Here is a 24,047-nt window from a genome sequence, read left to right as displayed (position 1 = left end):
TCGGTCAGCCGCGTCTTGGTTGCGGACGGGTGGCGATCTCTTTCAGCAGGCCACCCACCCCCATGCGGGCGATATCGCGCGGGGATACCTCTATGCCGCAGATCACCCGCGACAGCACCCAATCCGCCCCATTCAACGCAGGCGCGCGCGCGCAGCCCGGCAGGCCGATCACCGGCGCATCGCCCATCTGCCCCAGAAACAGCAGATTGCCCGGATCAACCGGCATGCCAAAGCGCGAGACCTCTCCGCCCGCGGCGCGCAGGGCCTGCGGGGCCACGTCATCGATGTCAGAGGTGGCAGAGCCGGTGAGGATCAGCGTCAGCGCCGTATCCGCCGCCGCAATGGCATCGCGCAGGGCGGTGACCTCATGCGGGACCATGACGACTTTTTTCAGATCCACATCCAGCGCAGAAAGCCGGTCTGCGATGGCCTTTTTCCCCTTGTCGCCCGCGCCGCCGTCAATCTCGGTGATGATCAGCGTCGCGTCCTTGATTTGCGGTGGCACCAGCCGGATCGCGCCGCGTCCGGCATCACAGGCGGCAGCAAGATCGCTTTGCGCGACGGCGTAAGAGATAATCTTGATCGTCGCCACCATGCCCCCCGCTGCCATCTGCTGGAACGGCGGGACCGTGGCCAGCGTGATCATCGGGTGCACGGCGTTCAACGCTTCAAGCGCGCTCACATCCAGCTGCGCCACCCCCGGCCCATCGGCCAGCAGGTTCACGCGGCCGGTAAAGGCGCGCGTCATCGTCAGATGGGGATGCGCCGCCAGAACGGCCTGCGCCACTTGTGCCGCGGCGGTGTTTTCATCCACATCCCCTGACGCGAGCTGCGCCACAATGATGCTGTCGATGCCCTCTGCCCGAAGCTCGGCAAGATGGGCGGGCTCTAGCCGTAACCCCTTGCGCAAACGGCCCGAGGGCAGTGCGATGGAATGGGCCAGCACGGCACCCTCGGCCTGCGCCGTGTCGATGGGGCCGAACTTCACGGTTTTCTCAGGGCTTGGATCATCTGCGACAGGATCGACACCGCGATCTCGGGCGGGCTGGCGGCCCCGATGTCCAGCCCGACGGGGCCGTTGATGCGCGCGATGTCGGCGGCGGTAAAGCCCGCCTCTTCCAGCCGTGCCACGCGGGAGGCATGGGTGCGTTTCGATCCGAGCGCCCCGATATAGAAGGCGTCGGACCGAAGCGCTACATGCAGCGCGGGGTCGTCCAGTTTGGGGTCATGGGTCAGCAGCACAACGGCGCTGCGGGTATCGACGCCGACGGTGTCCATCGCCGCGTCCGGCCAGTCGTTGATCACCTGAGCATCGGGAAAACGCGCTTGCGATCCAAACGCCTCGCGCGGGTCGATGACCACGGCGTCAAAGCCCGCGACCTGCGCCATGGGCACCAAGGCTTGCGCGATGTGGACCGCCCCGACGATCACCAGCCGCAGCGGCGGGTTGTGAATCGCGACAAATGTATCGCCATCCTCTTCAACGCCGGAACGGTCCATGCGAAAGCGGTCAGCATAGCCGCCCGTGACCAAGCGCCCCACCCCGCCCGACAGGGGCACCTGATAGGCCACGGGCTGGCGCGCGGCGCGGGCGCGGACGAGGTCGCCCAGAACGTCAAACGGCATCGCCTTTGCGCCCACAGGTTCGACCAACACGCGAATCTTTCCGCCACAGGCCAGCCCCACGGCAAAGGCATCGCCATCGCTGACGCCATATTCCAGCAACCGCGGCGTGCCGTCCTCGATCGCCTCAAGCGCTTCGACCACCACGGCCCCCTCGACACAACCGCCCGAGACAGAGCCCTGCATCTCGCCATCCGCGGCGATGGCCAGCTGCGCGCCCACCCGTCGCGGGGCAGAGCCCCATGTCTCCACCACCGTGGCCAGCGCGGCACCTCGGCCCGCTTGCGCCCATGCATAGGCGCGTTCCGGTGCGTTCTCGAAAATCTCCATGGCGGGTGGTCTCCTTACCTTGTCGCGGCGGCGACTGTTCTTATGTAGGGCGTCCCATGCCCCCGCTCAATGAGATAACGGGGAGATAACTTGCACGCCGCCCTGCACACTACTACATCTTGGGCAATGACATGCCAGACGGAGCGCCCCACACATGCCCATGCAAGCCCGCGAAATCGAAGACCTGCTGCGCGAGACCTTTCCAAACGCCAAGATCACCGTCGAAGGCAATGACGGCGTGCATATGGCCGCGATGATCATCGACGAAAGTTTCCGTGGCCAGAACCGCGTGCAACAGCAACGTGCCGTCTATGCCGCGCTCAAGGGCCGGATGGATGGATCGAACGGCGATTTGCACGCGCTGGCGCTGACAACCAAAGCGCCGGATTGATCCGGTGGACCCGATCCTGGTCCTGATCCTCAGCGTCTTGGTGCTGATCGTGGCGGTTCTGCGCGGCCTACAGGCGCTGAAACACACACGCGACACCGAACGCGGATCAAAGCCGGGCAAGGGCTATCACGAAATTGACGCGACCTATCATTCGGGTGGCGGCGGCGGCGGACATCAGACCAACTACCGCATCCCCCGCGACCCTCAAGAATACGCGAAACGCTTTATACCAAAGGACAAATCGAAATGACCGACGCAAAGACGCAAATTCAGGAAACCATCACCGCCAACAATGTTGTGCTGTTCATGAAGGGCAACAAGACGATGCCGCAGTGCGGGTTCTCCTCCCGTGTCGCGGGCGTGTTGAACTATATGAATGTCGACTACACCGACGTGAACGTATTGGCCGACGAAGAGCTGCGTCAGGGGATCAAGGATTTCTCTGACTGGCCCACCATCCCGCAGCTTTACGTCAAAGGCGAATTCGTCGGCGGCTGTGACATCATCACCGAAATGATGCTGTCGGGCGAGCTGGACACGCTGCTGGAAGACAACGGCGTCGCCTTCGACAAAGAAGCCGCTGACAAGATCCGCGAAGCTAACGGCTAACGGTCGACTGACAAAAAAACGGGTGCGCCTTGGATCAAGGGGCACCCGAACCGCGCTACGCAAATCGGCGCGCACCCTGTATAGAACGCGTTACTGCGCCTGACACGCCGCGTAGAGCGTGACATCTTCCTCCGCCGCCGCATCATGCCAGAATAGCGTCGCGGTGTCCCCCTTGGTCCACCAGACATAGCCAGAACCGTCCGAGGGCCATGCATAGCGCGCCCCTGATGCCGCGCGGGTCCGGACCAGCGTGACCATGCGGTTTTCCACATAAAGCACAGCCGTCGCCTCCCCCTGTTCGGGAGTGGTATAGGAAACCGGCACCTCGACCCCGCGCTCGCAGATATAGGTGGCGGTGACCGGCATGGCCTGCGCCAAAGCGCTGCCCCCTACCCCGAGCCACCACGCCGCCGCGGCCCCGAATGCGATGGCGCGCGGCAGGGTCACTGGGCCCCGTCTTGGGCCTTGTCTCGGGCCCCGTCTTGAGCCTTGTCTTCGATCTCGCTCGCCAAGGCTTCGGCGCGGGCGGCCATTTCGGCAAGGCTGTCGGTGACGCTTTGCGGGATCACAGGCACCTCGATCCGCTCTGGCTCCACCACGACATTGCGCAGGCTTGCAAGTTCCGCGTCACGCTCTGCCAGTTCGGCGCGGGCTTCCTTGATCTTATCCTCGACGCTGGCGGTTTTATCGGCAAGCAGCAGGCCCGCCATCAACAACATCCGCGCTTCGGGCATCCGGCCCACCTGATCCGACAGCACCTGCGCTTCGTCGTCGAGCATCTTGGCAGCGGCGTGCAGGTAGTCTTCCTCGCCCTCCTGGCAGGAAACTTCGAATTGGCGACCGCCGATAGAGATAGAAACTTCGGGCATCAGGCAGACTCCTCGGCAGTGGGAACAAGCGGGGTAAGAACAGAGAGGATCGCGTCCGCCTCTGCCACATCGGCGCGACGGGCGGCATGCAGCGCGTCAAGCTCTGCCTGCAAGGCGGCATTGATCAGATCGGCGTCCCCCACCCCTTCGGCATTGGCTTCGCGCAGCGCAGCGCAGGCATCGGCCAGCTGCGCATTGGCGCGGCGCACCCGCTGGATTTCCAGATCAAGCTTTTCGGTCTGGGCCTGTGCCGCGGACGCACTGTTGTTGCGCGCCTGTGCTGTGGCCAGTTCAGCCCGCAGATGCGCGGTTTCATCCTCCAGCCGCTTTTTCAGGGCAGTGACCTGTTCAGAAAGCTCTGCGTTGACAGCGCGTTCCTGCGCCAGTTCTTCCGAAAGATCGGGGACCTCCGCCTTGGCGACGGCCAGTTTGTCAGCTCCGCGCGATGCCCTTTCAAGCGCCGCCAGAATACGGCCTTGCAAGTGTTCTATGTCGCTCATCGCAGGGTTCCTCGTAAAACGTCGTATGTCAGTCGTAAAATGCAGTTTGCCAACCATCGAATCGCTGGTCAACGTGGTTTCCGCTGATCCTACCGAAACCAAAGGCGGAATACTGCCCCTTTAAGAACAATGCCTTGGCCCGGCGGAAAAGCTCTGCTGCAGGCGATGCCCTCTGGGCCTTGATCTTTGCGGGGTGGCTGGTATTGATCCGCGCAATCCCTTTTCCCCCTTATAAGGAAGCTTGCACCGTGGATCTGAACGCCCTCGCCAAAGCCCATCCCGCCCATTGGTCCAAAGCGACCGCCATTCGCGCCCTGACGCTGGACGCTGTCGCCGCCGCCAATTCCGGCCACTCGGGCATGCCGATGGGCATGGCGGATGTCGCCACTGTCTTGTTTGAAAAGCACCTGAAGTTCGACGCGTCCAACCCGCTGTGGCCTGACCGCGACCGGTTTATCCTGTCGGCCGGCCACGGGTCCATGCTGATCTATTCGCTGCTGCACCTGACCGGCTACGAGCAATTCCCCCTCGAAGAGATCAAGAACTTCCGCCAGATGGGCGCACGCACCGCGGGCCACCCTGAAAACTTCCTGGCCGACGCGATTGAAACCACCACCGGCCCGCTGGGTCAGGGGATCGCGAACTCTGTCGGCTTTGCCATGGCCGAGGAAATCCAGCGCGCGCAATACGGCAAAAAGATCGTCGACCACTTCACCTATGTGATCGCGGGCGACGGCTGCCTGATGGAAGGCATCAGCCACGAGGCGATTGCCCTTGCGGGCCGCCACAAGCTGAGCAAACTGATCGTGATGTGGGACAACAACGACATCACCATCGACGGGCCGGTATCGCTGTCCGACAAAGTGGATCAGGTCGCGCGGTTCAAGGCGGCTGACTGGCACGTCATCGAAATCGACGGCCACAACCCCGACGAGATCGACGCCGCCCTGACCGAGGCGCGCAAATCCGATCTGCCCACGATGATCGCCTGCAAAACGCATATCGCGCTTGGTCACGCCGCGCAGGATACCTCGAAAGGTCACGGCGCGCTGACCGATGCGGACCAAATGGCCGCTGCCAAAGCCGCCTATGGCTGGACAACCGGCCCGTTCGAAGTCCCTGCCGATGTGAAATCCGCCTGGGAAGAGATCGGCAAACGCGGCGCAGACGACCGCCGCGCCTGGGAAGAGCGTTTCGACGCCATGTCGCGCACAAAGCGTGAAGAGTTCAACCGCGCGCTGGCCGGTGACGCCCCCAAGAAGCTGAGCGCGACGATCAAGGCGTTCAAAAAGCAGACGTCGGAAAACGCGCCAAAACTGGCCACCCGCGCCAGCAGCGAAAAGACGCTCGAGGTGTTGAACCCGCTCTATACCGAAACCGTGGGCGGCTCCGCTGACCTCACCGGTTCTAACAACACCAAGACCGCTGATCTGGGCGTGTTTGACGTGGACAACCGTGGTGGGCGCTACGTCTACTGGGGGATCCGTGAACACGGCATGGCCGCCGCGATGAACGGCATGGCGCTGCACGGCGGTATCCGCCCCTACGGCGGCACGTTCATGTGTTTCACCGACTACGCCCGCCCCGCCATGCGCCTCGCCGCGCTGATGCAGGTGCCAAGCGTGTTTGTCATGACCCACGACAGCATCGGCTTGGGCGAAGACGGCCCGACGCACCAACCCGTCGAACATCTGGCGATCAGCCGCGCGACACCCAACACCTATGTGTTCCGCCCCGCTGACACGGTTGAAACCGCCGAGGCCTGGGAAATCGCGCTGAGCAGCAAGAAGACACCGTCCGTGCTGTCGCTGACCCGTCAGGGCCTGCCCACTGTGCGGCTCGAGCACAAGAACAAGAACCTCACCGAACAGGGTGCCTATGTTCTGGCGGACGCCGAAGGCAAACGTCAGGTCATCCTGATCGCCACCGGCTCTGAGGTTGAGATCGCGCTGAAAGCCCGTGACCTGCTGCAAGCCGAAGGCATCGGCACCCGCGTCGTGTCCATGCCCTGCATGGAGCTGTTCGCCGCGCAAGACGAAGCCTACCGCCGCCGCGTCCTGCCCGCCGGCCCCGTCCGCGTCGGCGTCGAAGCCGCCGTACGCCAAGGCTGGGACCGCTGGCTCACCGGCGAGCGTGGCAAGTGGAACAAGGCCGACTTCGTCGGCATGGACCGCTTCGGTGCCTCCGCCCCCGCGGAAGAGCTGTTCGAAAAGTTCGACATCACCCCGCAGAACGTCGCCGACAAGGCCAAAGCGCTGCTGTGATCTGAACTGTTTAGCGAGACGAGAATGGGGGAGCATTTTGCTCCCCCTTTTTGGTTTGTGGGGGCGCAGGAAACGTTCGATCCGACGTCCATAGCAGTCGACACAGTCTATCTGATCGACGCACTTTGCAGATCTGCGGTGGCTCAGGGGCAGACACACTAGGTGGAAATCACGGCATTTGCTGTGATCGGTTCCACCAAAAGCCAGCCATCAACAAATCTTGGTAGCGGCGGGATTTCAGGGCGGCCTCAGCCATTTGTTCCAACCCTAACCGTTCAAGTCTTTGGTCTTCGACAAGCGCCCCAATTCGAGACAGCATACTGTAGGCGCGAACCGCATGCTCCCCCGTCAGCGTGTCGGATTTCGCTAGCTCTGTCGCTTTCGCCTGCGCCCAAACACGTTGCCCTTCGCCCGTGTCACTTAGCAACAACTGTTGCGCATGCTGCAGCTTTGCATAGGCGAGCTCTTCATCGGAAAGGGCACCACGCGCAGCAAGCAAAAGCAGATCCACGTCCTGAACCGGAATCTCCGAGGTCAGCATACTCATCCAAGAAAACAATGGTTGTTCCAACCCTGCCATATAGGCGATGGCTGTTTCAGTTTCTCCGAGCCGCGCCTTTAGCGTCGCCATTTCACGCCGTGCCTGCGCATCCAGCCGACGAGTGCCCCACCGAATACTCCCGATCTCGGAAGCGTCACTTGCAGTTTTCCCATCCTTCGTGCGGAACGTTCTAAGCGCCACGTCAAGCCGCGCCTGAACTTCCCCCTCGTCGGCACCAGCAAGTAACAAAACACGCGCAGCTTCGATATGTGCAAAGACGGGGAAGATCGCGGGTTCGGTGTCAGCTCGATCCTCGAAGGCGCGTGCCATCTCAAGGGCAAGTGGCTGCAAGCCAAGGTCGACGGCGCGTTCAATAATGCGCTCCATCCAGACATATTCCGGAAAGGGCTTTTTGGTCGAGAACGCGGTAAAGGCCTCTTCCAGATACGTGGCTGCGAGGGTCATATCCGGCTCTGCCGCCGCGGCGGTCAAAAGTATGGAAAGATGCGTACCGCCTGCCTCGCGATAGAGCTGCAGAAATGTTGACGGGCCAACGAGCCGCATAAGGTTTTCACTTGGGTTGATGGAGGCGTTGTCCGTTCGCGGCAAAGATTGAAGCACCTTTAATGCTTTGTCTCGGCTCCCTAAAGCTGCGTGCAACTCAGCCGCTTCCACAAGGTGGCTAATGCGCGGCCGGACGGGTTCATTTTGTGCAATATCGACGATGCGCTGCGCGATCTCTGATACTACGTCACGCGGGATTGCGTCCGCAGTGCTTCCGTCGCGCGCAGACAGCCCGTAGGGCCTGCGGCCAAGGAAATCTAGCGCAGTGATCCAAAGGGTGCCAGCACCAACGCCCGGTGTCATTTCCATCGCTTCCTGCAGGCTCTTGCCCTCGCGAAGCGCCCCTGTAAGACGGTGGCTAGCAAGCATCCTGTCGACGGTCGCCTCAACGTCCTCTGGCAGCGGCTCATTTTCGCTTTCAGCACGTAGCGCCAAGGCAAAAGCGTCGTCGATGCGCCCCATTTGGGCCAACATGCTCACTTCAGGCATGTGTGGCGGAACGAAGCGCGCATCCATCGCCTGCTCTACGCCCAAGCTGGAGAGGCATTGAGACGAAGTATCGTTTTTGCACGCCGCGAAGCGTTCGTTTTCCGCGCGGATCGACGGGCCTAGGGTCAAGCCCAAGTAGACCAGCATCGCAGCCGACGTCGCTGCGAGAAAATATCTAAACGAGGTGTGAAACAAAAAGGGGTTCCCTATGCCGTCTAGAATAGCGCTAGTTTGCAATTTAGGCGTAATGTAGACGACGAAGCGGTAAATCGTGCCCCACGGTCTTTAGGCAAGCTGAGCGCGCGCACACAAAAAAGGGGCGCAACCTGCGCCCCCTTCCTCTCCCTCATATACGCCCCGTTTACGCGTGTGCGCCGGCATCCTTGCTGTTGAAGACCGCGCGCCACAGCGGGGTGATGATCTTTTCGCCGACGGGGATTAGCACCAGCCCTAGGGCCAGACCAAACACACCGTCCATCGCGGCTTTGGCGACCCATTCGGCGGCACCTTCATACGCGACCGGAACCATATGGCCGAAAGCGACGGCGTAGTCATGGATCAGGTGGCCAAGCGCGCCGAAGCCGAGCTCTTCCATACCGTGCACGATGATCGATCCGCCGACCCAGAGCATGGCCGCCGTCCCGATGACGGTCAGCGCCTTGAGGAACCACGGCATGCCGCGCACGATCCCGCGACCCAGACCACGGGTCAGGCCGAGATTGCCGTTCTTGGCCATATAAAGCCCTACATCATCCATCTTTACAATCAGCGCGACGGAGCCATAGACCGCGACTGTGATGATCACGGCGGCGGCGGCCAAAGCGCCTGCCTCCATCCAGAAATTTGACACCTCGAGGTTTGACAGCACGATGGTCATGATCTCGGCCGAGAGGATAAAGTCGGTCTTGATCGCGCCTTTGGCTTTTTGCTCTTCCAGCTTGGCGGGGTCCTTGATCACCTTTTCATCGGCACCGGGGGGATGATCCTCGTGGCCTTTTCCCCCGACCCCAAGCGCATGGGCGATCTTTTCAGCGCCTTCAAAACACAGATAGGCCCCACCCAACATCAACAAGGGCGCGATCAACCAGGGCGCGAAATTCGACAGCAGCAAACCGGCGGGCAACAAGAAGACCAGCTTGTTCTTCAGCGACCCTTTGGTGATGCGCCAGATGATCGGCAGCTCGCGATTGGCCTCGAAGCCGCTGACGTATTTCGGGGTCACGGCGGCGTCGTCGATGACAGCACCCGCGGCCTTGGCGCTGGCCTTGGCGGCCTGGCCGAACACATCATCCACGCTGGCCGCGGCCACTTTTGCAATCGCTGCTACATCATCCAACAGGGCTAATAGGCCGCTCATTCAGTCTCTCCATATTTGTTGGCGTAAGGGTAGCGCAGCGCAGGCAGAAGGCAAAGCCGATCTGAGGGTTATCGCTAACACGAATATTTATCGCTAACATACGGAAATTAGGGGGTTTTAGCCCTTTCCCATATTCACGACCACCAGATATAGAACCGGCAAAGTTCCAGATCTTTGCCAAAGGACGCCCCCATGACCATCAAAGTCGGTATCAACGGATTTGGCCGCATCGGCCGCTGCACCCTGTCACATATCGCGGCGTCGGGCCGGGATGACATCGAGGTGGTGCGCATCAACGCGACCGGCCCGCTGGAGACTGCGGCACATCTGATCAAATACGATTCCGTCCACGGGCGTTTTCCCAATGAAGTCAAAGTCGGCAACGGCACGCTGGATCTGGGGCGCGGAGAGATGGAGGTTATGTCGACCTACCAGATGAACGAGCTGAACTGGGAAGGGTGCGACGTCGTGCTGGAATGCACGGGCAAGTTCAACGACGGGCTGCTGGCAAAGGTCCACTTGGATCAGGGCGCGAAACGCGTGTTGCTGTCGGCACCGGGCAAGAACGTCGACCGCACGGTGGTCTACGGCGTGAACGACGGCGAATTGCAGGCCTCGGACACAATGGTATCGAACGGGTCGTGCACCACCAACTGTCTGGCCCCGATGGCCAAGGCGCTGCATGATGCGTTCGGCATCGAAAGCGGCATCATGACCACCGTGCACAGCTATACCGGCGACCAGCCGACGCTGGACCGCCGCCACGAAGACCTGTACCGCGCGCGCGCCGCTGCGATGGCGATCATCCCGACCTCTACCGGTGCGGCGAAAGCCTTGGGTGAAGTGCTGCCCGCGCTCAAAGGCAAGCTGGATGGCACCGCCATGCGCGTTCCAACGCCAAACGTCAGCGCGGTTGACCTGACCTTTATGGCAGGCCGTGATGTAACGGTAGAAGAGGTCAACGAGGCCATGCGCGCCGCTGCAAACGGCCCGATGTCGCGGGTCTTTGCCTATGATGCGGAACAGAAAGTGTCGGTCGATTTCAACCACACCGAACATTCGTCGATCTTCGCGCCCGACCAGACCAAGGTCGTTGGCAACCGTCTGGTGCGTGTCCTGGCGTGGTATGACAACGAATGGGCCTTCTCTGTCCGTATGGCCGATGTCGCCGTCGCCATGGGCAAACTGGGCTAAGACTTGCGACGCGCGGGTTGCCCTGTCATATCTGGGCCACCCGCAGGCAAGGACCACCGCCCCCATGGACACCCCCATCGCTGTCTCTCTCGCTGCTGTACTGCTGACCGCACTGGGGATTGATGCGTTGATCTATGGCAGCGAACATCTGATTTTCCTGACCAAGAAATTTGTCGACCTGATCGAATGGGTGGCGTTCTGGCGCTGATCCGACAGTCGGCCCCTTCCCTCCGATCGCTTCCGGCGCAATATTGCCCTGCACAGGTTGACTCTTTGTCATAAATGTCGATGTTAGCGCTATCAAATTCAGGAGGACGCCCCATGGCTACCAAATTGGCAATCAATGGCTTTGGCCGTATCGGTCGTAATGTTTTGCGCGCGCTGATGGAGCGTGGCGACGATGATTTGCAGGTGGTGGCGATCAACGATCTCGCCCCGCTGGAAACCAACGCACATCTGTTCGAATTCGACTCGGTCCACGGGCGCTTTGGCCGTCCGGTCACCCTGGGCGACAACACGATGGATGTGGGCCAAGGCCCGATCCGCGTGACAGCAGAACGCGACCCAGCTGCCCTGCCTTGGGGCGATGTGGACATCGTGCTGGAATGCACCGGCATCTTCACCACGCGCGAGGCGGCGGCCAAGCATCTGGCGAATGGATCGAAACGGGTCGTCATCTCTGCCCCCGGTAAAGACGCCATGAAAACAATCGTCTACGGTGTGAACCACGATCTGATCACCGCCGAAGACACGGTGCTGAGCAACGCCTCCTGCACCACCAACTGCATGGCACCGCTGGCCAAGACCCTGCATGACGCCTTCGGCATCAAGCACGGCCATATGACCACAATCCACAGCTACACCGGCGACCAGCCGGTGCATGACACGGCGCACAGCGACCTGTACCGTGCCCGCGCCGCGGCGCTGTCGATGATCCCCACCACCACCGGTGCGGCCAAGACACTGGGTAAAGTACTGCCCGAGCTTGACGGGCTGATCGGCGGCACCGCGATCCGCGTGCCCACACCGAATGTATCCTGTGTCGATCTGGTGGTCGAACTGTCGAAAGACACCACGGTGGAGGAGGTCAACGCCACCCTGCGCACCGCCGCCGAAGGCCCGCTGAAAGGCATCCTTGGTCTGGTTGAACGTCCTCTGGTGTCGATCGACCTGAACCACGATTCACATTCCTGTGTCGTGGCCCTTGATCAGACCTCTGTCCAAAGCGGGACACAGCTGCGGGTTCTGGGCTGGTATGACAACGAATGGGGGTTCTCGAACCGTATGCTCGACACCTCGCGCGAGGTTGCGAAAACCCTCTGATCGTTACTGCGAGAAACGCTTTAACAGCTCGGCATTGACGGCGGGCGTCACAAATTTGCTGACGTCCCCGCCAAGCCGGGCGATTTCCTTGACCAACCGGCTGGCAATCGCCTGATGCTCGGCCTCTGCCATCAAGAAGACCGTTTCGACGCTGTCATCCAGCTTACGGTTCATCCCCACCATCTGATACTCGTACTCGAAATCCGCCACGGCACGCAGCCCGCGGATGATCATCTGTGCCCCCACATCATGGGCGCAATCGATCAGCAGGTTCTCGAAGGGATGCACCACGATCTCTGTCCCGGTCTCCTGGTTCAGCTTGCGGCATTCCTCTTCGATCTGGGCGACACGCTCTTCCAGCTCGAACAATGGCCCCTTGTCACGGTTGATCGCGACACCGATCACCAGTTTATCAACAAGCGTCGCCGCCCGCCGGATGATGTCGATGTGACCCAAAGTAATAGGGTCGAAGGTGCCGGGGTAAAGGCCTACGCGCATGGGAGAGTCCAGTCATTTCAAGTCGTTATTCGAAGTGCAAGCAAGCATTTACACCGCGAAGATGCAACGCCAATTTCGGTGGGCTAGTGGCCCCTGATCATCCCCTCCAGGGCGTCTTTCTCCATCGAAAGCTCCATCAGGCGGGCCTTGACCACATCCCCCAAAGAGATCAGGCCGATCAGAACCCCATCCTCCAAAACAGGCATGTGGCGAAAGCGGCCTTGCGTCATCTTGGCAAGGATATCATCCGCGGTTTCATCCTTGGCGCAGGTGATCAGATCGCGCGTCATCAGCGCCTCTACGGTGTCGTCCAGACAGCCGCCGCCCTCGCGGCCAAGGGTGCGTACGATGTCACGCTCCGACAGGATACCATCGGGCGTTTTGCCGTCCGCTGACACGACCAGGGTCCCGATCCGCTTTTCCGACAACATCGCCGCCGCCTGCGAGATACGCGTGCCCGGTTTTACCGTCGTAACACTGTCATCCGCTTTGGTTTTCAGGATTTGGGAAACTAGCATGGTCGGCCCCTTCGCAAGAATATTACCTATAGGTCAGGTTCCCTTTAATACTGTTGCGTGTCAAGCAATTGCCTCCAGTTTCGCCACTTCGGCGCGGACGCCCTGCGCCAGAGCTTCCGCAAAGCGGCTCAGACGCAGATTGCGCCGGTCGTCTTCGTGCCGAATCAAATAAAAGGCGCGGCTCAGATGCACGTCGCCGGTCAGGATGCGCGTCACCCCCGGCGTCGCAGGAAGCGAGAAATCATGCACAATCCCGACGCCGCCCCCTTGCCGGATCATATTCACCTGAACGGACACGGAATTAGAGGCCAAAGGCACCCGCGTCATGCCAAGCTCCGCCAGATAATCAAGCTCGCGATCAAAGATCATGTCGGGGATATACCCCACCAACCGGTGCCCCTGCAGGTCTGCAACGGTCCGGATCGCGGGACGCGCGGCAAGATAGCTGTCGGCGGCGGCAAGATGCAGCTGGTAGTCGGCGATTTTTTGCACAACCAGCCGCCCCGCCGTGGGCGCGCTGACCCCGATCGCCATATCCGCCTCGCGCCGCGACAGGTTGAACACCCGCGGCAGGGCGACAATCTGGATATCAAGCCCCGGATTATCCGCCACCAAACGGGCGCAGACCTGTGGCAGTAGATAGTTGGCGCAGCCGTCCGGTGCCCCGATCCTGATCTGCCCTGCCAATTGATCCGACGGCACGACCACATCCGCCGTGGCCTGCCGCATCGCCTGCTCTGCGGCTTCGGCGCGCGACAGCAACTGCACGCCCGCCTCGGTCAGCGCGTAACCCGAGGGCGATTTCACGAATAATACCGCCTGCATGGTCTTCTCCAGACGCGCCATGCGTCGCCCCAAAGTCGCGGGGTCCAACCGCAACAGCTTCCCCGCGCCCGATAGGCTCTGCTCGCGCGCGACGGCCAGAAACAGCCGCAGGTCGTCCCAGTTTCCCATCATCGGCCACGGCTCCTTTCACGTTTCGTTTTCTGCACAGACTTCATTTTGCCCGTAAACTCCGGGGACGTCCGTAGGACGGGGGCAGCGCCCCACCCTACCCTTTCAGCCCGCGCAAGGCTTTGCAATAATGCAAAACGATTTTGACGCCATGCCTCTTTTGCTTTGTTTTTTGCAAGCCTAACCTGCCGCCAAACGCACAGAAGGAGCATTCCATGCAAGAGTTGACCCATTACCTGAACGGCGCCCACGTCAAAGGCACGTCAGGCCGCTTTGCCGACGTGTACAACCCCGCAACCGGCGAAGTGCAGGCCAAGGTGCCGCTGGCTGGCGAGGCAGAGCTGGATCAGGCCGTGAAATACGCCATGGCCGCGCAACCCGCATGGGCCGCGGTGAACCCCCAGCGTCGGGCGCGGGTGATGATGAAGTTCGTGGATCTGCTGAACCGCGATATGGACAAGCTCGCCGAAGCGCTGAGCCGCGAACACGGCAAGACCCTGCCCGATGCTGCCGGTGACGTGCAGCGCGGTCTGGAAGTGGTGGAATACTGCATCGGCGCGCCCGAGCTGCTGAAAGGCGATTTCACCGACAGCGCGGGCCCCGGCATCGACATGTATTCCATGCGTCAGCCCCTTGGCGTCTCCGCAGGCATCACGCCGTTCAACTTCCCCGCTATGATCCCCATGTGGATGTTCGCCCCCGCCATCGTTTGCGGCAACGCCTTCATCCTCAAACCGTCCGAACGTGATCCATCCGTGCCCCTTATGCTGGCCGAACTGCTGGAAGAAGCGGGCCTGCCCAAAGGTATCATTCAGGTCGTCAATGGCGACAAGGAAGCGGTTGACGCGATCCTGCATCACCCTGTCATTCAATCGGTGGGCTTTGTCGGCTCCACCCCCATCGCCGAATATATCTACGGCACGGGCTGCGCGAATGGCAAACGCGTCCAATGCTTTGGCGGCGCCAAGAACCACATGATCATCATGCCGGACGCCGATCTGGACCAGGCCGCGGACGCGCTGATCGGCGCGGGCTATGGCGCGGCGGGCGAACGCTGCATGGCGATCTCGGTCGCTGTGCCTGTGGGCGAGGAAACCGCCGACCGTTTGATCGAAAAGCTGGTGCCGCGCATCGAGAAGCTGAAAGTCGGGCCATATACCTCGGGCAATGACGTCGATTACGGCCCCGTGGTCACCGCAGCCGCAAAGGCAAACATCGAACGGCTGGTACAGACCGGCGTCGATCAGGGGGCCACGCTGGTTGTCGACGGGCGTGACTTTAAGCTGCAAGGCTACGAGGAAGGCTTCTTTGTCGGCCCGCACCTCTTTGACAACGTCACCCCCGATATGGACATCTACAAGCACGAGATCTTCGGGCCGGTTCTGTCCACCGTCCGCGCCAAAACCTATGAAGAGGCGCTTGGTCTTGCGATGGATCACGAAATGGGCAACGGCACGGCGATCTTTACCCGTGACGGCGACGCGGCGCGTGACTTTGCAGCGCGCGTCAACGTCGGCATGATCGGGATCAACGTGCCGATCCCCGTGCCGCTCGCCTATCACACTTTTGGCGGCTGGAAGAAATCGGTCTTTGGCGACCTGAACCAGCACGGGCCGGATGCGTTCAAATTTTACACACGCACCAAAACCGTGACCTCGCGCTGGCCCTCGGGCATCAAAGAAGGCGGCGAGTTCAACTTCAAGCCGATGGAATAAGCCCCATCCTCGCCCTTCGGCGGCTCCCCCGCCGGAGGGTGCTTGCGCGACGCCCACGTGCATGCTTACAATTAAACACACGTTCAATTCGACCGGTCTTGGGAGGGATCACCGTTTATGGATTTCGCACTTTCAGAAGAGCAAACCGCGATTTTCGACATGGCCTATGGCTTTGGCCAGGAACATATCGCCCCTTTCGCCCAGAAGTGGGAGAAAGACGAAACAATCCCCAAAGACCTTTGGCCCAAGATTGCAGAGCTGGGCTTTGGCGGGCTTTACGTGTCCGAGGATGCGGGCGGATCTGGCCTGACGCGGCTTGATGCGACGCTGGTGTTCGAAGCGCTCAGCATGGCTTGCCCATCGGTCGCGGCCTTTCTGTCGATCCATAACATGTGCGCCAAGATGCTGGACAGCTTTGCCAGTGACGACCTCAAGTCGCGGATCATGCCCGACATCCTGAGCATGAACACCGTGCTCAGCTATTGTCTGACGGAACCCGGATCGGGCTCTGACGCGGCGGCGCTCAAGACGAAATGTACCCGCACGAACGAAGGCTACACCCTGAACGGCACCAAGGCGTTCATCTCGGGCGGCGGCTATTCCGACGCCTATGTCGCGATGGTGCGCACCTCGGATGAGGGGGCCGCGGGCGTGTCCACCGTCTTTGTCGAAGACGGGACTGCGGGGCTTTCCTTTGGCGGGCTAGAGGATAAAATGGGCTGGCGCAGCCAACCCACGTCCCAAGTGCAGTTTGACGATTGCAACATTCCTGCCGGAAATCTGGTGGGTGAAGAGGGAAAAGGTTTCAAATATGCAATGATGGGGCTGGATGGCGGCCGTTTGAACATCGCCGCCTGTTCCTTGGGTGCTGCACAGACCGCGCTGAACGCCACGCTCAACTATATGGGCGAGCGTAAAGCATTCGGCAAACCCATCGACCAGTTTCAGGGTCTGCAATTCCGCCTCGCCGAGATGGAGATCGAACTGCAAGCCGCCCGCGTTTTCCTGCGCCAAGCCGCGTGGAAGCTGGACACGGGCGCGCCGGATGCCACCAAGTTCTGCGCCATGGCGAAGAAGTTCGTGACAGAGGCAGGCAGCAAGGTCGTCGATCAATGTCTGCAACTGCACGGCGGCTATGGCTATCTGGCGGATTACGGCATCGAAAAGCTGGTGCGTGACCTGCGTGTCCACCAGATCCTTGAAGGCACCAATGAAATCATGCGCGTCATCGTGGCGCGGGATATGCTGAAGAACCGATGACCGATATCTCCATCCGTATTTCAGGGCGCGCGGGACGGATCACCCTCACCCGCCCCCAAGCGCTGAACGCCATGACCTACGACATGTGTCTGGCCATCGAAGACGCCTTTGACGCTTGGCAGCATGACCCGAAGGTCGATCTGATCATCCTTGACGCCGAAGGGGATCGTGCCTTTTGCTCGGGCGGTGACATCGCCGAACTTTACGCCACAGGCACCAAGGGAAACTACGCCTACGGGCGCAAGTTCTGGGCGGATGAATACCGGCTGAACGCCAAGATCTTCGCCTATACCAAGCCCGTCGTCTCCTTCTTGCAGGGGTTCACCATGGGCGGCGGCGTGGGCATCGGCTGTCATGGCTCGCACCGCGTGGTGGGGGAAAGCAGCCAGATCGCGATGCCGGAATGTGGCATCGGTCTGGTGCCCGATGTGGGCGGCAGCCTGATGCTGGCGCTGGCCCCCGGACGGGTGGGCGAATATCTGGGCACAACCGCGTCACGCATGAAGGGTGAAGATGCGATTTATGCCGGTTTCGCAGACACTTACATCGCAGAGTTAAACTGGCCCGACGTGATAGCCGCGCTTGAGAATTCAGGCGATGTGGCCATTCTGGAAACCGCAAGCACCACGCCGCCCGCCTCTGCACTAGAGGCGCAGGCGGCCGAGATTGACAGCTTCTTTGGCGGCGAAACGCTGGCCGATATCCTCAACGCCCTGCGCGCATCCGACAGCGAATTCGCTGCAGACACGCTCAAGAAGATGCAGCGCAGCAGCCCGTTGGCGATGGCCTGCACGATCGAGATCATCCACCGTCTGCGCGGCCCCTCGCTGAGCATCGAGAAGGCGTTGGATATGGAATACCGCTTTACCTTCCGCGCGATGGAGCATGGCGATTTCCTTGAAGGGATCCGCGCGGCGATCATCGACAAGGACCGCAGCCCCAACTGGCAATATGCCGATATGAACGTCCCCCTTGCCGCGACAGCCAAGATGCTGCGCCCGCTGGCCGAGGACGCCCTGACACTGGAGAGAACCACATGAGCATGAAGATCGGATTTATCGGACTGGGCAACATGGGCGCGCCTATGGCGACCAACCTCGCCAAAGCGGGCCACGAGGTGACGGGCTTTGACGTCGCGGGCACCACGGCAGAGGGCGTGCGCGTTGCAGACAACCTTGAAGCCGCCGTGGCGGGCATGGACGCGGTGATCACAATGCTGCCCAACGGGTCGATCCTGCGGCAAGTGGCGGCGCAGGCGATCCCCCATATGGCGCAGGGCACGCTGTTCATCGACTGTTCCACCGTGGATGTGGAAAGCGCGAAAAACACCGCGCAAGCTGCTGAAGACGCAGGAATAATGTCCGTTGACGCCCCCGTGTCTGGCGGTATCGGCGGGGCATCTGGCGGCACGCTGACCTTTATGGCCGGCGGGTCGACGCAAGCCTTTGCCAAGGCCAAGCCCCTGTTCGACATCATGGGGCAAAAGGCGGTGCATTGCGGCGATGCCGGTGCGGGGCAAGCGGCGAAGATTTGCAACAACATGATCCTCGGCGTCACCATGATCGCCACCTGCGAGGCCTTTGCACTGGCCGACAAACTGGGGTTGGACCGGCAGAAGATGTTCGACGTGGTCAGCACCTCGTCCGGCTATAGCTGGTCGATGAACGCCTATTGCCCCGCCCCCGGTGTTGGCCCCACCTCGCCCGCAGACAATGGCTATACGCCGGGCTTCGCGGCGGAGCTGATGCTCAAGGATCTTGGGCTGTCGCAGCAGGCAGCAGAGATGGCAGATGCAGACACCCCGATGGGAGAGCTCGCCCGCGCGCTCTATGCGCAATTCGTCGAGAACGAAGACGGAAACGGCAAGGATTTCTCTGCTATGCTGCCCCGTTTCGAAACCCGCGGCCGCAACGGCTGACACGGAAAAGCAAGCGGGTTCCCGCCGTCTCGTCCCAGCGACGGAAACCCGCGCGCCGTTCGTTTGTTACTGTATCGACACTGTAACGGAGAACGAGCATGAAAACCCTTACCCTCGCCGCAAGCGCCTTCGCCGTGCTGGCCTTCAGCCCGGCCGTTCAGGCGGCCTCTGCCTCCTATGGCGCGTCGGGGCATTACGATGTCGCGGCACCACAGGTGATCTTGGCCAAGCATGATAAGCACGATGACAAAAAGCATCAAAAGCAGCACAAGAAAGCTGTTAAAGAATACAAAAAGGCGATCAAGAAACACGAGAAGCAGCACAGCGACAACGGGCGTCATCTTGCCAAAGGGCATGACAAGCACCACCACGCCAAAGGCGACAAGCTGACGCGCTACGTCGTGATCGAACAGCCCCACCGGCATGGGCTGACCCGCTACAACCGCTATGTTCAGGACGACGGCTATGTCTATGCCGTGGACCCGCAAACCAACGACGTACTGGCGCTGATCGGTCTGGCATCGCGCCTTCTAAACTAGACTGCACCGCGAAATCCTAAGATTTCATGAAAAATGCCCCGCCTGAATAGGACGGGGCATTTTTATGTCTACCGCAGTGTTGGAAATGCTATTCGGCAGCAACCTTACGCGGGGCGAGCATCGGCTTGAGGTAGTGGCCGGTATAGCTCCCCTCGACCTCGGCAACCTGTTCAGGCGTGCCGGTTGCAACCACCTGCCCGCCGCCATCGCCGCCTTCTGGACCAATGTCGATGATATGGTCCGCGGTCTTGATGACATCGAGGTTGTGTTCAATGACGACCACAGTATTGCCCTGATCCACCAGCTCGTGCAGCACCTCTAGCAGTTTGCGCACGTCTTCAAAATGCAGACCCGTGGTCGGTTCATCCAGGATATACAGCGTCCGCCCCGTAGAGCGTTTGCTGAGCTCTTTCGACAGTTTGACGCGCTGCGCCTCCCCGCCCGACAGTGTCGTCGCCTGCTGACCCACCTTGATGTAGCCCAAGCCCACACGCATCAGTGCATCCATTTTTTCGCGGATGCTGGGGACCGCCTGGAAGAAGCTCTGCGCATCCTCGACAGTCATATCCAGCACGTCAGCGATGGACTTACCCTTGAACTTCACCTCAAGCGTTTCGCGGTTATAGCGCTGGCCTTTGCAGGTTTCACATTCGACATAGACATCCGGCAGGAAGTGCATCTCGATCTTGATCACACCGTCGCCCTGACAGGCCTCGCAGCGTCCGCCCTTGACGTTAAAGCTGAAACGTCCGGGCCTGTACCCGCGCGCCTTGGCTTCGGGCAGACCGGCGAACCAGTCGCGGATCGGGGTGAAGGCACCGGTATAGGTCGCCGGATTCGACCGCGGCGTGCGCCCGATGGCGCGCTGGTCAATGTCGATCACCTTGTCCAGATGCTCCAATCCCTTGATGGTCTCGCACGGCGCGGGCGTCTGGCGCGCCCCGTTCAGGTTCATCGACGCAGTCTTGAACAAGGTCTCGATCGTCAGGGTCGACTTCCCGCCGCCGGACACACCCGTCACGCAGACGAATTTGCCCAGTGGATAGTCGACCGTGACATTCTGGAGGTTGTTCCCCGTCGCCTTGACCACGCGGATTTTCTTTTTGTTGCCCTTGCGCCGTTTCGCGGGCACCGCGATCTCGCGTTTGCCGGTAAGGTATTGCCCTGTCAGCGAATTCGGATCATTCGCGACCTCTTGCGATGTCCCGTGGCTGACCACCTGCCCGCCGTGCACACCGGCCCCCGGCCCGATATCAAACACATAATCCGCCTCGCGGATCGCTTCTTCGTCATGTTCAACGACGATGACCGTATTGCCCTGATCCCGCAGGTTTTTCAGGGTCTGGAGCAAGCGGTCATTATCGCGCTGGTGCAAGCCGATGGACGGTTCGTCAAGCACGTAAAGCACCCCTGTCAGCCCCGACCCGATCTGCGACGCAAGCCGAATACGTTGGCTTTCCCCCCCGCTGAGCGTCCCGCTAGAGCGTGCCAGCGTCAGATATTCCAACCCGACATTGTTCAGGAATCCCAGACGTTCGCGAATTTCCTTGAGGATCGCGCGCGCGATTTCGTTCTTCTGAACGGTCAGATAATCGGGCACTTTGGTGCACCAGTCAAAAGCTTCGCGGATCGACATTTCAACGACTTGTCCGGCATGCAGCAGCGTATCGCTATCGCCATCCGACGGGCCGATCTTGACAGCAAGCGCTTCTGGCCGCAGGCGGTAGCCGTTGCAGGTGCCACAGGGGCGGTTGTTCTGGTAGCGTTCGAATTCTTCGCGGATCCAGTTGCTATCCGTCTCGCGGTAGCGGCGCTCCATATTGGGGATCACCCCTTCGAACACGCGGCTGACCTCGTACACACGGCCGCCTTCGTCATAGCGGAACTTGATCTCTTCCTTGCCGGAGCCATGCAGGAACACCTGCTGCACCTTCTCGGGCAGGTCTTTCCACCGCGTATTTTCACTAAATTGATAGTGTTTTGCGATGGCTTCGATCGTTTGCTTGAAATACGGGGACTTACCCTTGCGCCACGGGGCCAGCGCACCGTCATAGACCTTGAGGTTCTGGTCGGGCACCACAAGGCGTTCATCAAAAAACAACTCCTTGCCCAGACCATCACAAGACGGACAGGCACCGAAAGGAGCGTTGAATGAAAACAGACGCGGCTCGATCTCGGGGATCGTGAAGCCGCTGACAGGACAGGCGAATTTTTCGCTGAAGGTATGACGCTCGGGCTCGCCCTCGGTCGGGGCGGTTTCCAGCACGGCGATCCCATCGGCCAGATCAAGCGCTGTGCGCAGGGAATCCGCCAAGCGCGTCTCTAGCCCCTCGCGGACCACGATACGGTCGACAACCACGTCGATGTCATGGCGGAACTTCTTGTCCAGCGTGGGCGGCTCGTCCAATTCGTAGAAGTCGCCGTTCACTTTTACCCGCTGAAAGCCCTGCTTGCGCAGCTCAAGAAACTCTTTGCGGTACTCGCCCTTCCGGTCCCGAATGATCGGGGCCAACAGGTAGGCGCGCGTGCCTTCGGGCATGGTCATCACGCGATCAACCATATCCTGCACCTGCTGCGCCTCGATCGGCTTGCCGGTCGCGGGGGAATAGGGCGTGCCGACGCGCGCGAAAAGCAGGCGCATATAGTCATAAATCTCGGTGACCGTCCCCACGGTAGAGCGGGGGTTTTTCGACGTGGTCTTCTGTTCAATCGAAATCGCTGGCGACAGGCCGCTGATGTGATCCACATCGGGTTTCTGCATCATATCAAGGAATTGCCGCGCATAGGCGCTGAGCGATTCCACATAGCGCCGCTGCCCTTCGGCATAGATCGTATCAAACGCGAGGCTCGATTTACCCGATCCGGAAAGCCCGGTAATCACAACCAGCTTGTCGCGCGGAATATCCACGTCGATGTTCTTTAGATTGTGTTCGCGCGCGCCGCGCACTTCGATGTTCTTTAGCTCAGCCATATCGGACCCCCGTTAACGCTTAGTACATAGGTGCGTGCTACGGATTCTCCAACGAAAAAATAAGAACACAAGGGGAACGACATTATCGCGGCGCATTTTGGGCTACCATTACGACGGCAAACGCCCGGCAACATTGAATTTGTCACCGGGCGTTGCAAAGATCAGGACCCCGCTATGCGCGGGCAAAGGCTACATATGAATAACGCGTCCGTAAGCATCCAGCACGGATTCATGCATCATTTCTGACAAGGTCGGGTGCGGGAAGACGGTGTTCATCAGGTCTTCTTCGGTGGTCTCAAGCTGACGCCCCACGACATAGCCCTGGATCAGCTCGGTCACCTCGGCACCCACCATATGCGCGCCAAGCAATTCGCCTGTTTTTGCGTCAAAGACGGTTTTGATCATCCCTTCGGGCTCACCAAGGGCAATCGCCTTGCCATTCCCGATGAAGGGGAAGCGACCCACCTTAACGTCAAAGCCAAGCTCTTTCGCCTTGGCTTCCGTATACCCGACGGATGCGACCTGCGGGTGACAATAGGTGCAGCCGGCGATGGATTCCGGTTTGACCGGGTGCGCGTGTTGACCCGCGATCAGTTCGGCGACCATCACCCCCTCGTGCGAGGCTTTATGCGCCAACCAAGGAGCACCGGCGATGTCACCGATGGCATACAGCCCCTCGACGCCGGTCCGGCAATATTCATCGGTCACGACATGGGTCCGATCAATTTTCACGCCCAGATCCTCCAGCCCAAGATCCTCGACATTGCCGACGATACCCACGGCGGAGATCACCGTGTCAAACTCATGCTTGGTCACCTTGCCGCCCGTTTCGATATGGGCAGTCACCTTGTCATCAGCACGGTCCAGTTGTTTGACAACGGCCTTCTGCATGATCTTCATGCCCTGTTTTTCGAACTGCTTTTTCGCGAATTTGCTGATCTCTTCATCCTCGACGGGAAGGATACGATCCATCACCTCGACAACAGTCGTGTCTGCGCCCAAGGTATTGTAAAAGCTTGCGAATTCGATACCGATCGCGCCAGACCCGATCACCAGCAGCTTTTTCGGCATATGGGGCGGCTGCAAGGCATCCTTGTACATCCACACGCGTTTCCCGTCTGCTTCCAGACCTGGCAGGTTGCGTGCCCGCGCACCGGTCGCCAGTACGATATTCTTGGCGGTCAGCGTCTCTTCCCCGTCTTTCGACTTAACCGACACTTTACCTTTGCCCGCTAACGTCGCCGCGCCCATGAAGACCGAGACTTTGTTCTTTTTCATCAAATGCCCGATACCGCCGGACAGCTGCCCCGCAACCTTGCGCGACCGTTTGACAACTGCCTCCAGATCATAGTCGATATTGTCTGCCTTCAGGCCAAACTCGCTTGCGCGCTGCATCAGGTGGAAGACTTCCGAAGACCGCAAAAGCGCTTTGGTCGGGATACAGCCCCAGTTAAGACAAATGCCGCCTAGATGCTCACGCTCTACAATGGCGACCGAAAGCCCCAGTTGCGCCCCCCGGATGGCCGCAACATAGCCCCCCGGCCCCGCACCAATCACGATCAGATCAAAGGATTTCGCAGCCATTATGCAACCTCGCAGCACGTATTGAAATTTAGTTTA

At 60.4% G+C, this 24,047-nt stretch carries 24 protein-coding genes; 12 read left to right on the top strand and 12 right to left on the bottom strand.

Features of this window, described 5'->3' with window-relative positions; genetic code table 11:
• Positions 1-4 precede the first annotated feature (4 nt).
• Positions 5-988 carry a molybdopterin-binding protein gene (locus ACTRWK_RS11950; protein WP_289081778.1) on the bottom strand — a complete coding sequence of 328 codons (984 nt, stop codon included), beginning with the start codon at positions 986-988 and terminating at the stop codon, positions 5-7.
• Entirely contained in the window at positions 985-1,953 is a 969-nt protein-coding gene (locus ACTRWK_RS11945; protein WP_064216059.1) for an XdhC family protein, read from the bottom strand. The genes ACTRWK_RS11950 and ACTRWK_RS11945 overlap by 4 nt, the downstream gene beginning before the upstream one ends.
• Before the next feature lie 154 nt (positions 1,954-2,107).
• Here ACTRWK_RS11945 and ACTRWK_RS11940 point away from each other — a divergent pair, with 154 nt between their 5' ends.
• The 3 genes from ACTRWK_RS11940 to grxD are packed head-to-tail and all read left to right on the top strand — an operon-like array spanning position 2,108 to position 2,953.
• Complete coding sequence (locus ACTRWK_RS11940; RefSeq protein WP_005853000.1) at positions 2,108-2,344, top strand: BolA/IbaG family iron-sulfur metabolism protein; 237 nt, start codon at positions 2,108-2,110, stop codon at positions 2,342-2,344.
• A 4-nt stretch (positions 2,345-2,348) separates the two neighbouring features.
• The gene (locus ACTRWK_RS11935) at positions 2,349-2,594 is read left to right on the top strand and encodes a hypothetical protein (RefSeq protein WP_009826787.1); all 246 of its coding nucleotides are present in this window, start codon (positions 2,349-2,351) and stop codon (positions 2,592-2,594) included.
• Positions 2,591-2,953 (top strand): Grx4 family monothiol glutaredoxin, encoded by a 363-nt coding sequence (grxD, locus tag ACTRWK_RS11930; RefSeq protein ID WP_037944040.1) that lies wholly within the window; start codon positions 2,591-2,593, stop codon positions 2,951-2,953. The genes ACTRWK_RS11935 and grxD overlap by 4 nt, the downstream gene beginning before the upstream one ends.
• 90 nt (positions 2,954-3,043) lie before the next feature.
• Here the strand turns inward: grxD and ACTRWK_RS11925 are convergent, their stop codons facing one another.
• The 3 genes from ACTRWK_RS11925 to ACTRWK_RS11915 are packed head-to-tail and all read right to left on the bottom strand — an operon-like array spanning position 3,044 to position 4,322.
• Positions 3,044-3,400, bottom strand: coding sequence for an MliC family protein (locus tag ACTRWK_RS11925; RefSeq protein WP_289081777.1), 357 nt, complete (start codon positions 3,398-3,400; stop codon positions 3,044-3,046).
• A complete protein-coding gene (locus tag ACTRWK_RS11920; protein ID WP_168592222.1) occupies positions 3,397-3,822 on the bottom strand; it encodes a cell division protein ZapA in 426 nt (141 codons plus the stop codon). The genes ACTRWK_RS11925 and ACTRWK_RS11920 overlap by 4 nt, the downstream gene beginning before the upstream one ends.
• A complete protein-coding gene (locus ACTRWK_RS11915; RefSeq protein WP_132996737.1) occupies positions 3,822-4,322 on the bottom strand; it encodes a hypothetical protein in 501 nt (166 codons plus the stop codon). The genes ACTRWK_RS11920 and ACTRWK_RS11915 overlap by 1 nt, the downstream gene beginning before the upstream one ends.
• A gap of 248 nt (positions 4,323-4,570) precedes the next feature.
• On the opposite strand from ACTRWK_RS11915, the gene tkt reads away from it, so the two are divergent.
• Entirely contained in the window at positions 4,571-6,586 is a 2,016-nt protein-coding gene (gene tkt / locus ACTRWK_RS11910; protein WP_037944997.1) for a transketolase, read from the top strand.
• Positions 6,587-6,755: 169 nt separating this feature from the next.
• On the opposite strand, the gene ACTRWK_RS11905 is transcribed toward tkt, so the two are convergent.
• Complete coding sequence (locus tag ACTRWK_RS11905) at positions 6,756-8,375, bottom strand: hypothetical protein (RefSeq protein ID WP_462843941.1); 1,620 nt, start codon at positions 8,373-8,375, stop codon at positions 6,756-6,758.
• A 166-nt stretch (positions 8,376-8,541) separates the two neighbouring features.
• Positions 8,542-9,537: a DUF808 domain-containing protein gene (locus ACTRWK_RS11900; protein ID WP_180827568.1), complete on the bottom strand. Its 996-nt coding sequence runs from the start codon at positions 9,535-9,537 to the stop codon at positions 8,542-8,544.
• Positions 9,538-9,729: 192 nt separating this feature from the next.
• On the opposite strand from ACTRWK_RS11900, the gene gap (ACTRWK_RS11895) reads away from it, so the two are divergent.
• From gap (ACTRWK_RS11895) to gap (ACTRWK_RS11885), 3 genes are all read left to right on the top strand, one after another.
• On the top strand, positions 9,730-10,731 hold the full coding sequence (gap, locus tag ACTRWK_RS11895) for a type I glyceraldehyde-3-phosphate dehydrogenase (protein WP_009826779.1): 1,002 nt from the start codon (positions 9,730-9,732) through the stop codon (positions 10,729-10,731).
• A gap of 64 nt (positions 10,732-10,795) precedes the next feature.
• Positions 10,796-10,939: a hypothetical protein gene (locus tag ACTRWK_RS11890; protein WP_005852981.1), complete on the top strand. Its 144-nt coding sequence runs from the start codon at positions 10,796-10,798 to the stop codon at positions 10,937-10,939.
• Between the two features lie 113 nt (positions 10,940-11,052).
• Positions 11,053-12,054, top strand: a complete 1,002-nt coding sequence (gene gap / locus ACTRWK_RS11885) for a type I glyceraldehyde-3-phosphate dehydrogenase (RefSeq protein ID WP_037944032.1) — start codon at positions 11,053-11,055, stop codon at positions 12,052-12,054.
• Positions 12,055-12,057: 3 nt separating this feature from the next.
• On the opposite strand, the gene coaD is transcribed toward gap (ACTRWK_RS11885), so the two are convergent.
• The 3 genes from coaD to ACTRWK_RS11870 all read right to left on the bottom strand — a co-directional run bounded on the left by coaD (position 12,058) and on the right by ACTRWK_RS11870 (position 14,027).
• Positions 12,058-12,552 (bottom strand): pantetheine-phosphate adenylyltransferase, encoded by a 495-nt coding sequence (gene coaD / locus ACTRWK_RS11880; RefSeq protein ID WP_005852979.1) that lies wholly within the window; start codon positions 12,550-12,552, stop codon positions 12,058-12,060.
• Positions 12,553-12,635: 83 nt separating this feature from the next.
• The gene (locus ACTRWK_RS11875; protein WP_005852978.1) at positions 12,636-13,070 is read right to left on the bottom strand and encodes a CBS domain-containing protein; all 435 of its coding nucleotides are present in this window, start codon (positions 13,068-13,070) and stop codon (positions 12,636-12,638) included.
• A gap of 60 nt (positions 13,071-13,130) precedes the next feature.
• Positions 13,131-14,027, bottom strand: a complete 897-nt coding sequence (locus ACTRWK_RS11870) for a LysR family transcriptional regulator (protein WP_009826775.1) — start codon at positions 14,025-14,027, stop codon at positions 13,131-13,133.
• 212 nt (positions 14,028-14,239) lie between these two features.
• Here ACTRWK_RS11870 and ACTRWK_RS11865 point away from each other — a divergent pair, with 212 nt between their 5' ends.
• The 5 genes from ACTRWK_RS11865 to ACTRWK_RS11845 all read left to right on the top strand — a co-directional run bounded on the left by ACTRWK_RS11865 (position 14,240) and on the right by ACTRWK_RS11845 (position 19,456).
• Complete coding sequence (locus tag ACTRWK_RS11865; protein WP_132996742.1) at positions 14,240-15,739, top strand: CoA-acylating methylmalonate-semialdehyde dehydrogenase; 1,500 nt, start codon at positions 14,240-14,242, stop codon at positions 15,737-15,739.
• Positions 15,740-15,856: 117 nt separating this feature from the next.
• Positions 15,857-16,999, top strand: a complete 1,143-nt coding sequence (locus tag ACTRWK_RS11860; RefSeq protein WP_304950608.1) for an acyl-CoA dehydrogenase family protein — start codon at positions 15,857-15,859, stop codon at positions 16,997-16,999.
• Positions 16,996-18,039 carry an enoyl-CoA hydratase/isomerase family protein gene (locus ACTRWK_RS11855; RefSeq protein ID WP_304950609.1) on the top strand — a complete coding sequence of 348 codons (1,044 nt, stop codon included), beginning with the start codon at positions 16,996-16,998 and terminating at the stop codon, positions 18,037-18,039. The genes ACTRWK_RS11860 and ACTRWK_RS11855 overlap by 4 nt, the downstream gene beginning before the upstream one ends.
• Positions 18,040-18,041: 2 nt before the next feature.
• Entirely contained in the window at positions 18,042-18,917 is an 876-nt protein-coding gene (gene mmsB / locus ACTRWK_RS11850; protein WP_304950612.1) for a 3-hydroxyisobutyrate dehydrogenase, read from the top strand.
• Positions 18,918-19,015: 98 nt separating this feature from the next.
• Positions 19,016-19,456 carry a hypothetical protein gene (locus ACTRWK_RS11845; RefSeq protein WP_005852967.1) on the top strand — a complete coding sequence of 147 codons (441 nt, stop codon included), beginning with the start codon at positions 19,016-19,018 and terminating at the stop codon, positions 19,454-19,456.
• Between the two features lie 88 nt (positions 19,457-19,544).
• Here ACTRWK_RS11845 and uvrA read toward each other — a convergent pair whose 3' ends face one another.
• Positions 19,545-22,427 carry an excinuclease ABC subunit UvrA gene (uvrA, locus tag ACTRWK_RS11840; protein WP_304950610.1) on the bottom strand — a complete coding sequence of 961 codons (2,883 nt, stop codon included), beginning with the start codon at positions 22,425-22,427 and terminating at the stop codon, positions 19,545-19,547.
• Between the two features lie 189 nt (positions 22,428-22,616).
• Complete coding sequence (lpdA, locus tag ACTRWK_RS11835) at positions 22,617-24,011, bottom strand: dihydrolipoyl dehydrogenase (RefSeq protein WP_037944025.1); 1,395 nt, start codon at positions 24,009-24,011, stop codon at positions 22,617-22,619.
• Positions 24,012-24,047 lie beyond the last annotated feature (36 nt).

It is taken from the genome of Sulfitobacter sp. G5_S2_6_S6 (assembly GCF_054968505.1).
The sequence above is the reverse complement of the archived record's forward strand: the minus strand, read 5'-3'. Positions and strand labels throughout refer to the sequence as shown.

What these genes read in the sequence shown, in the direction of transcription:
- ACTRWK_RS11945 (WP_064216059.1), bottom strand. Translation starts at nt 1,953, where the DNA reads ATGGAGATTTTCGAGAACGCACCGGAACGCGCCTATGCATGGGCGCAA.
- ACTRWK_RS11940 (WP_005853000.1), top strand. Translation starts at nt 2,108, where the DNA reads ATGCCCATGCAAGCCCGCGAAATCGAAGACCTGCTGCGCGAGACCTTT.
- grxD (WP_037944040.1), top strand. Translation starts at nt 2,591, where the DNA reads ATGACCGACGCAAAGACGCAAATTCAGGAAACCATCACCGCCAACAAT.
- ACTRWK_RS11920 (WP_168592222.1), bottom strand. Translation starts at nt 3,822, where the DNA reads ATGCCCGAAGTTTCTATCTCTATCGGCGGTCGCCAATTCGAAGTTTCC.
- ACTRWK_RS11915 (WP_132996737.1), bottom strand. Translation starts at nt 4,322, where the DNA reads ATGAGCGACATAGAACACTTGCAAGGCCGTATTCTGGCGGCGCTTGAA.
- ACTRWK_RS11900 (WP_180827568.1), bottom strand. Translation starts at nt 9,537, where the DNA reads ATGAGCGGCCTATTAGCCCTGTTGGATGATGTAGCAGCGATTGCAAAA.
- gap (WP_009826779.1), top strand. Translation starts at nt 9,730, where the DNA reads ATGACCATCAAAGTCGGTATCAACGGATTTGGCCGCATCGGCCGCTGC.
- ACTRWK_RS11890 (WP_005852981.1), top strand. Translation starts at nt 10,796, where the DNA reads ATGGACACCCCCATCGCTGTCTCTCTCGCTGCTGTACTGCTGACCGCA.
- gap (WP_037944032.1), top strand. Translation starts at nt 11,053, where the DNA reads ATGGCTACCAAATTGGCAATCAATGGCTTTGGCCGTATCGGTCGTAAT.
- coaD (WP_005852979.1), bottom strand. Translation starts at nt 12,552, where the DNA reads ATGCGCGTAGGCCTTTACCCCGGCACCTTCGACCCTATTACTTTGGGT.
- ACTRWK_RS11875 (WP_005852978.1), bottom strand. Translation starts at nt 13,070, where the DNA reads ATGCTAGTTTCCCAAATCCTGAAAACCAAAGCGGATGACAGTGTTACG.
- ACTRWK_RS11870 (WP_009826775.1), bottom strand. Translation starts at nt 14,027, where the DNA reads ATGATGGGAAACTGGGACGACCTGCGGCTGTTTCTGGCCGTCGCGCGC.
- ACTRWK_RS11865 (WP_132996742.1), top strand. Translation starts at nt 14,240, where the DNA reads ATGCAAGAGTTGACCCATTACCTGAACGGCGCCCACGTCAAAGGCACG.
- ACTRWK_RS11860 (WP_304950608.1), top strand. Translation starts at nt 15,857, where the DNA reads ATGGATTTCGCACTTTCAGAAGAGCAAACCGCGATTTTCGACATGGCC.
- ACTRWK_RS11855 (WP_304950609.1), top strand. Translation starts at nt 16,996, where the DNA reads ATGACCGATATCTCCATCCGTATTTCAGGGCGCGCGGGACGGATCACC.
- mmsB (WP_304950612.1), top strand. Translation starts at nt 18,042, where the DNA reads ATGAAGATCGGATTTATCGGACTGGGCAACATGGGCGCGCCTATGGCG.
- ACTRWK_RS11845 (WP_005852967.1), top strand. Translation starts at nt 19,016, where the DNA reads ATGAAAACCCTTACCCTCGCCGCAAGCGCCTTCGCCGTGCTGGCCTTC.
- uvrA (WP_304950610.1), bottom strand. Translation starts at nt 22,427, where the DNA reads ATGGCTGAGCTAAAGAACATCGAAGTGCGCGGCGCGCGCGAACACAAT.
- lpdA (WP_037944025.1), bottom strand. Translation starts at nt 24,011, where the DNA reads ATGGCTGCGAAATCCTTTGATCTGATCGTGATTGGTGCGGGGCCGGGG.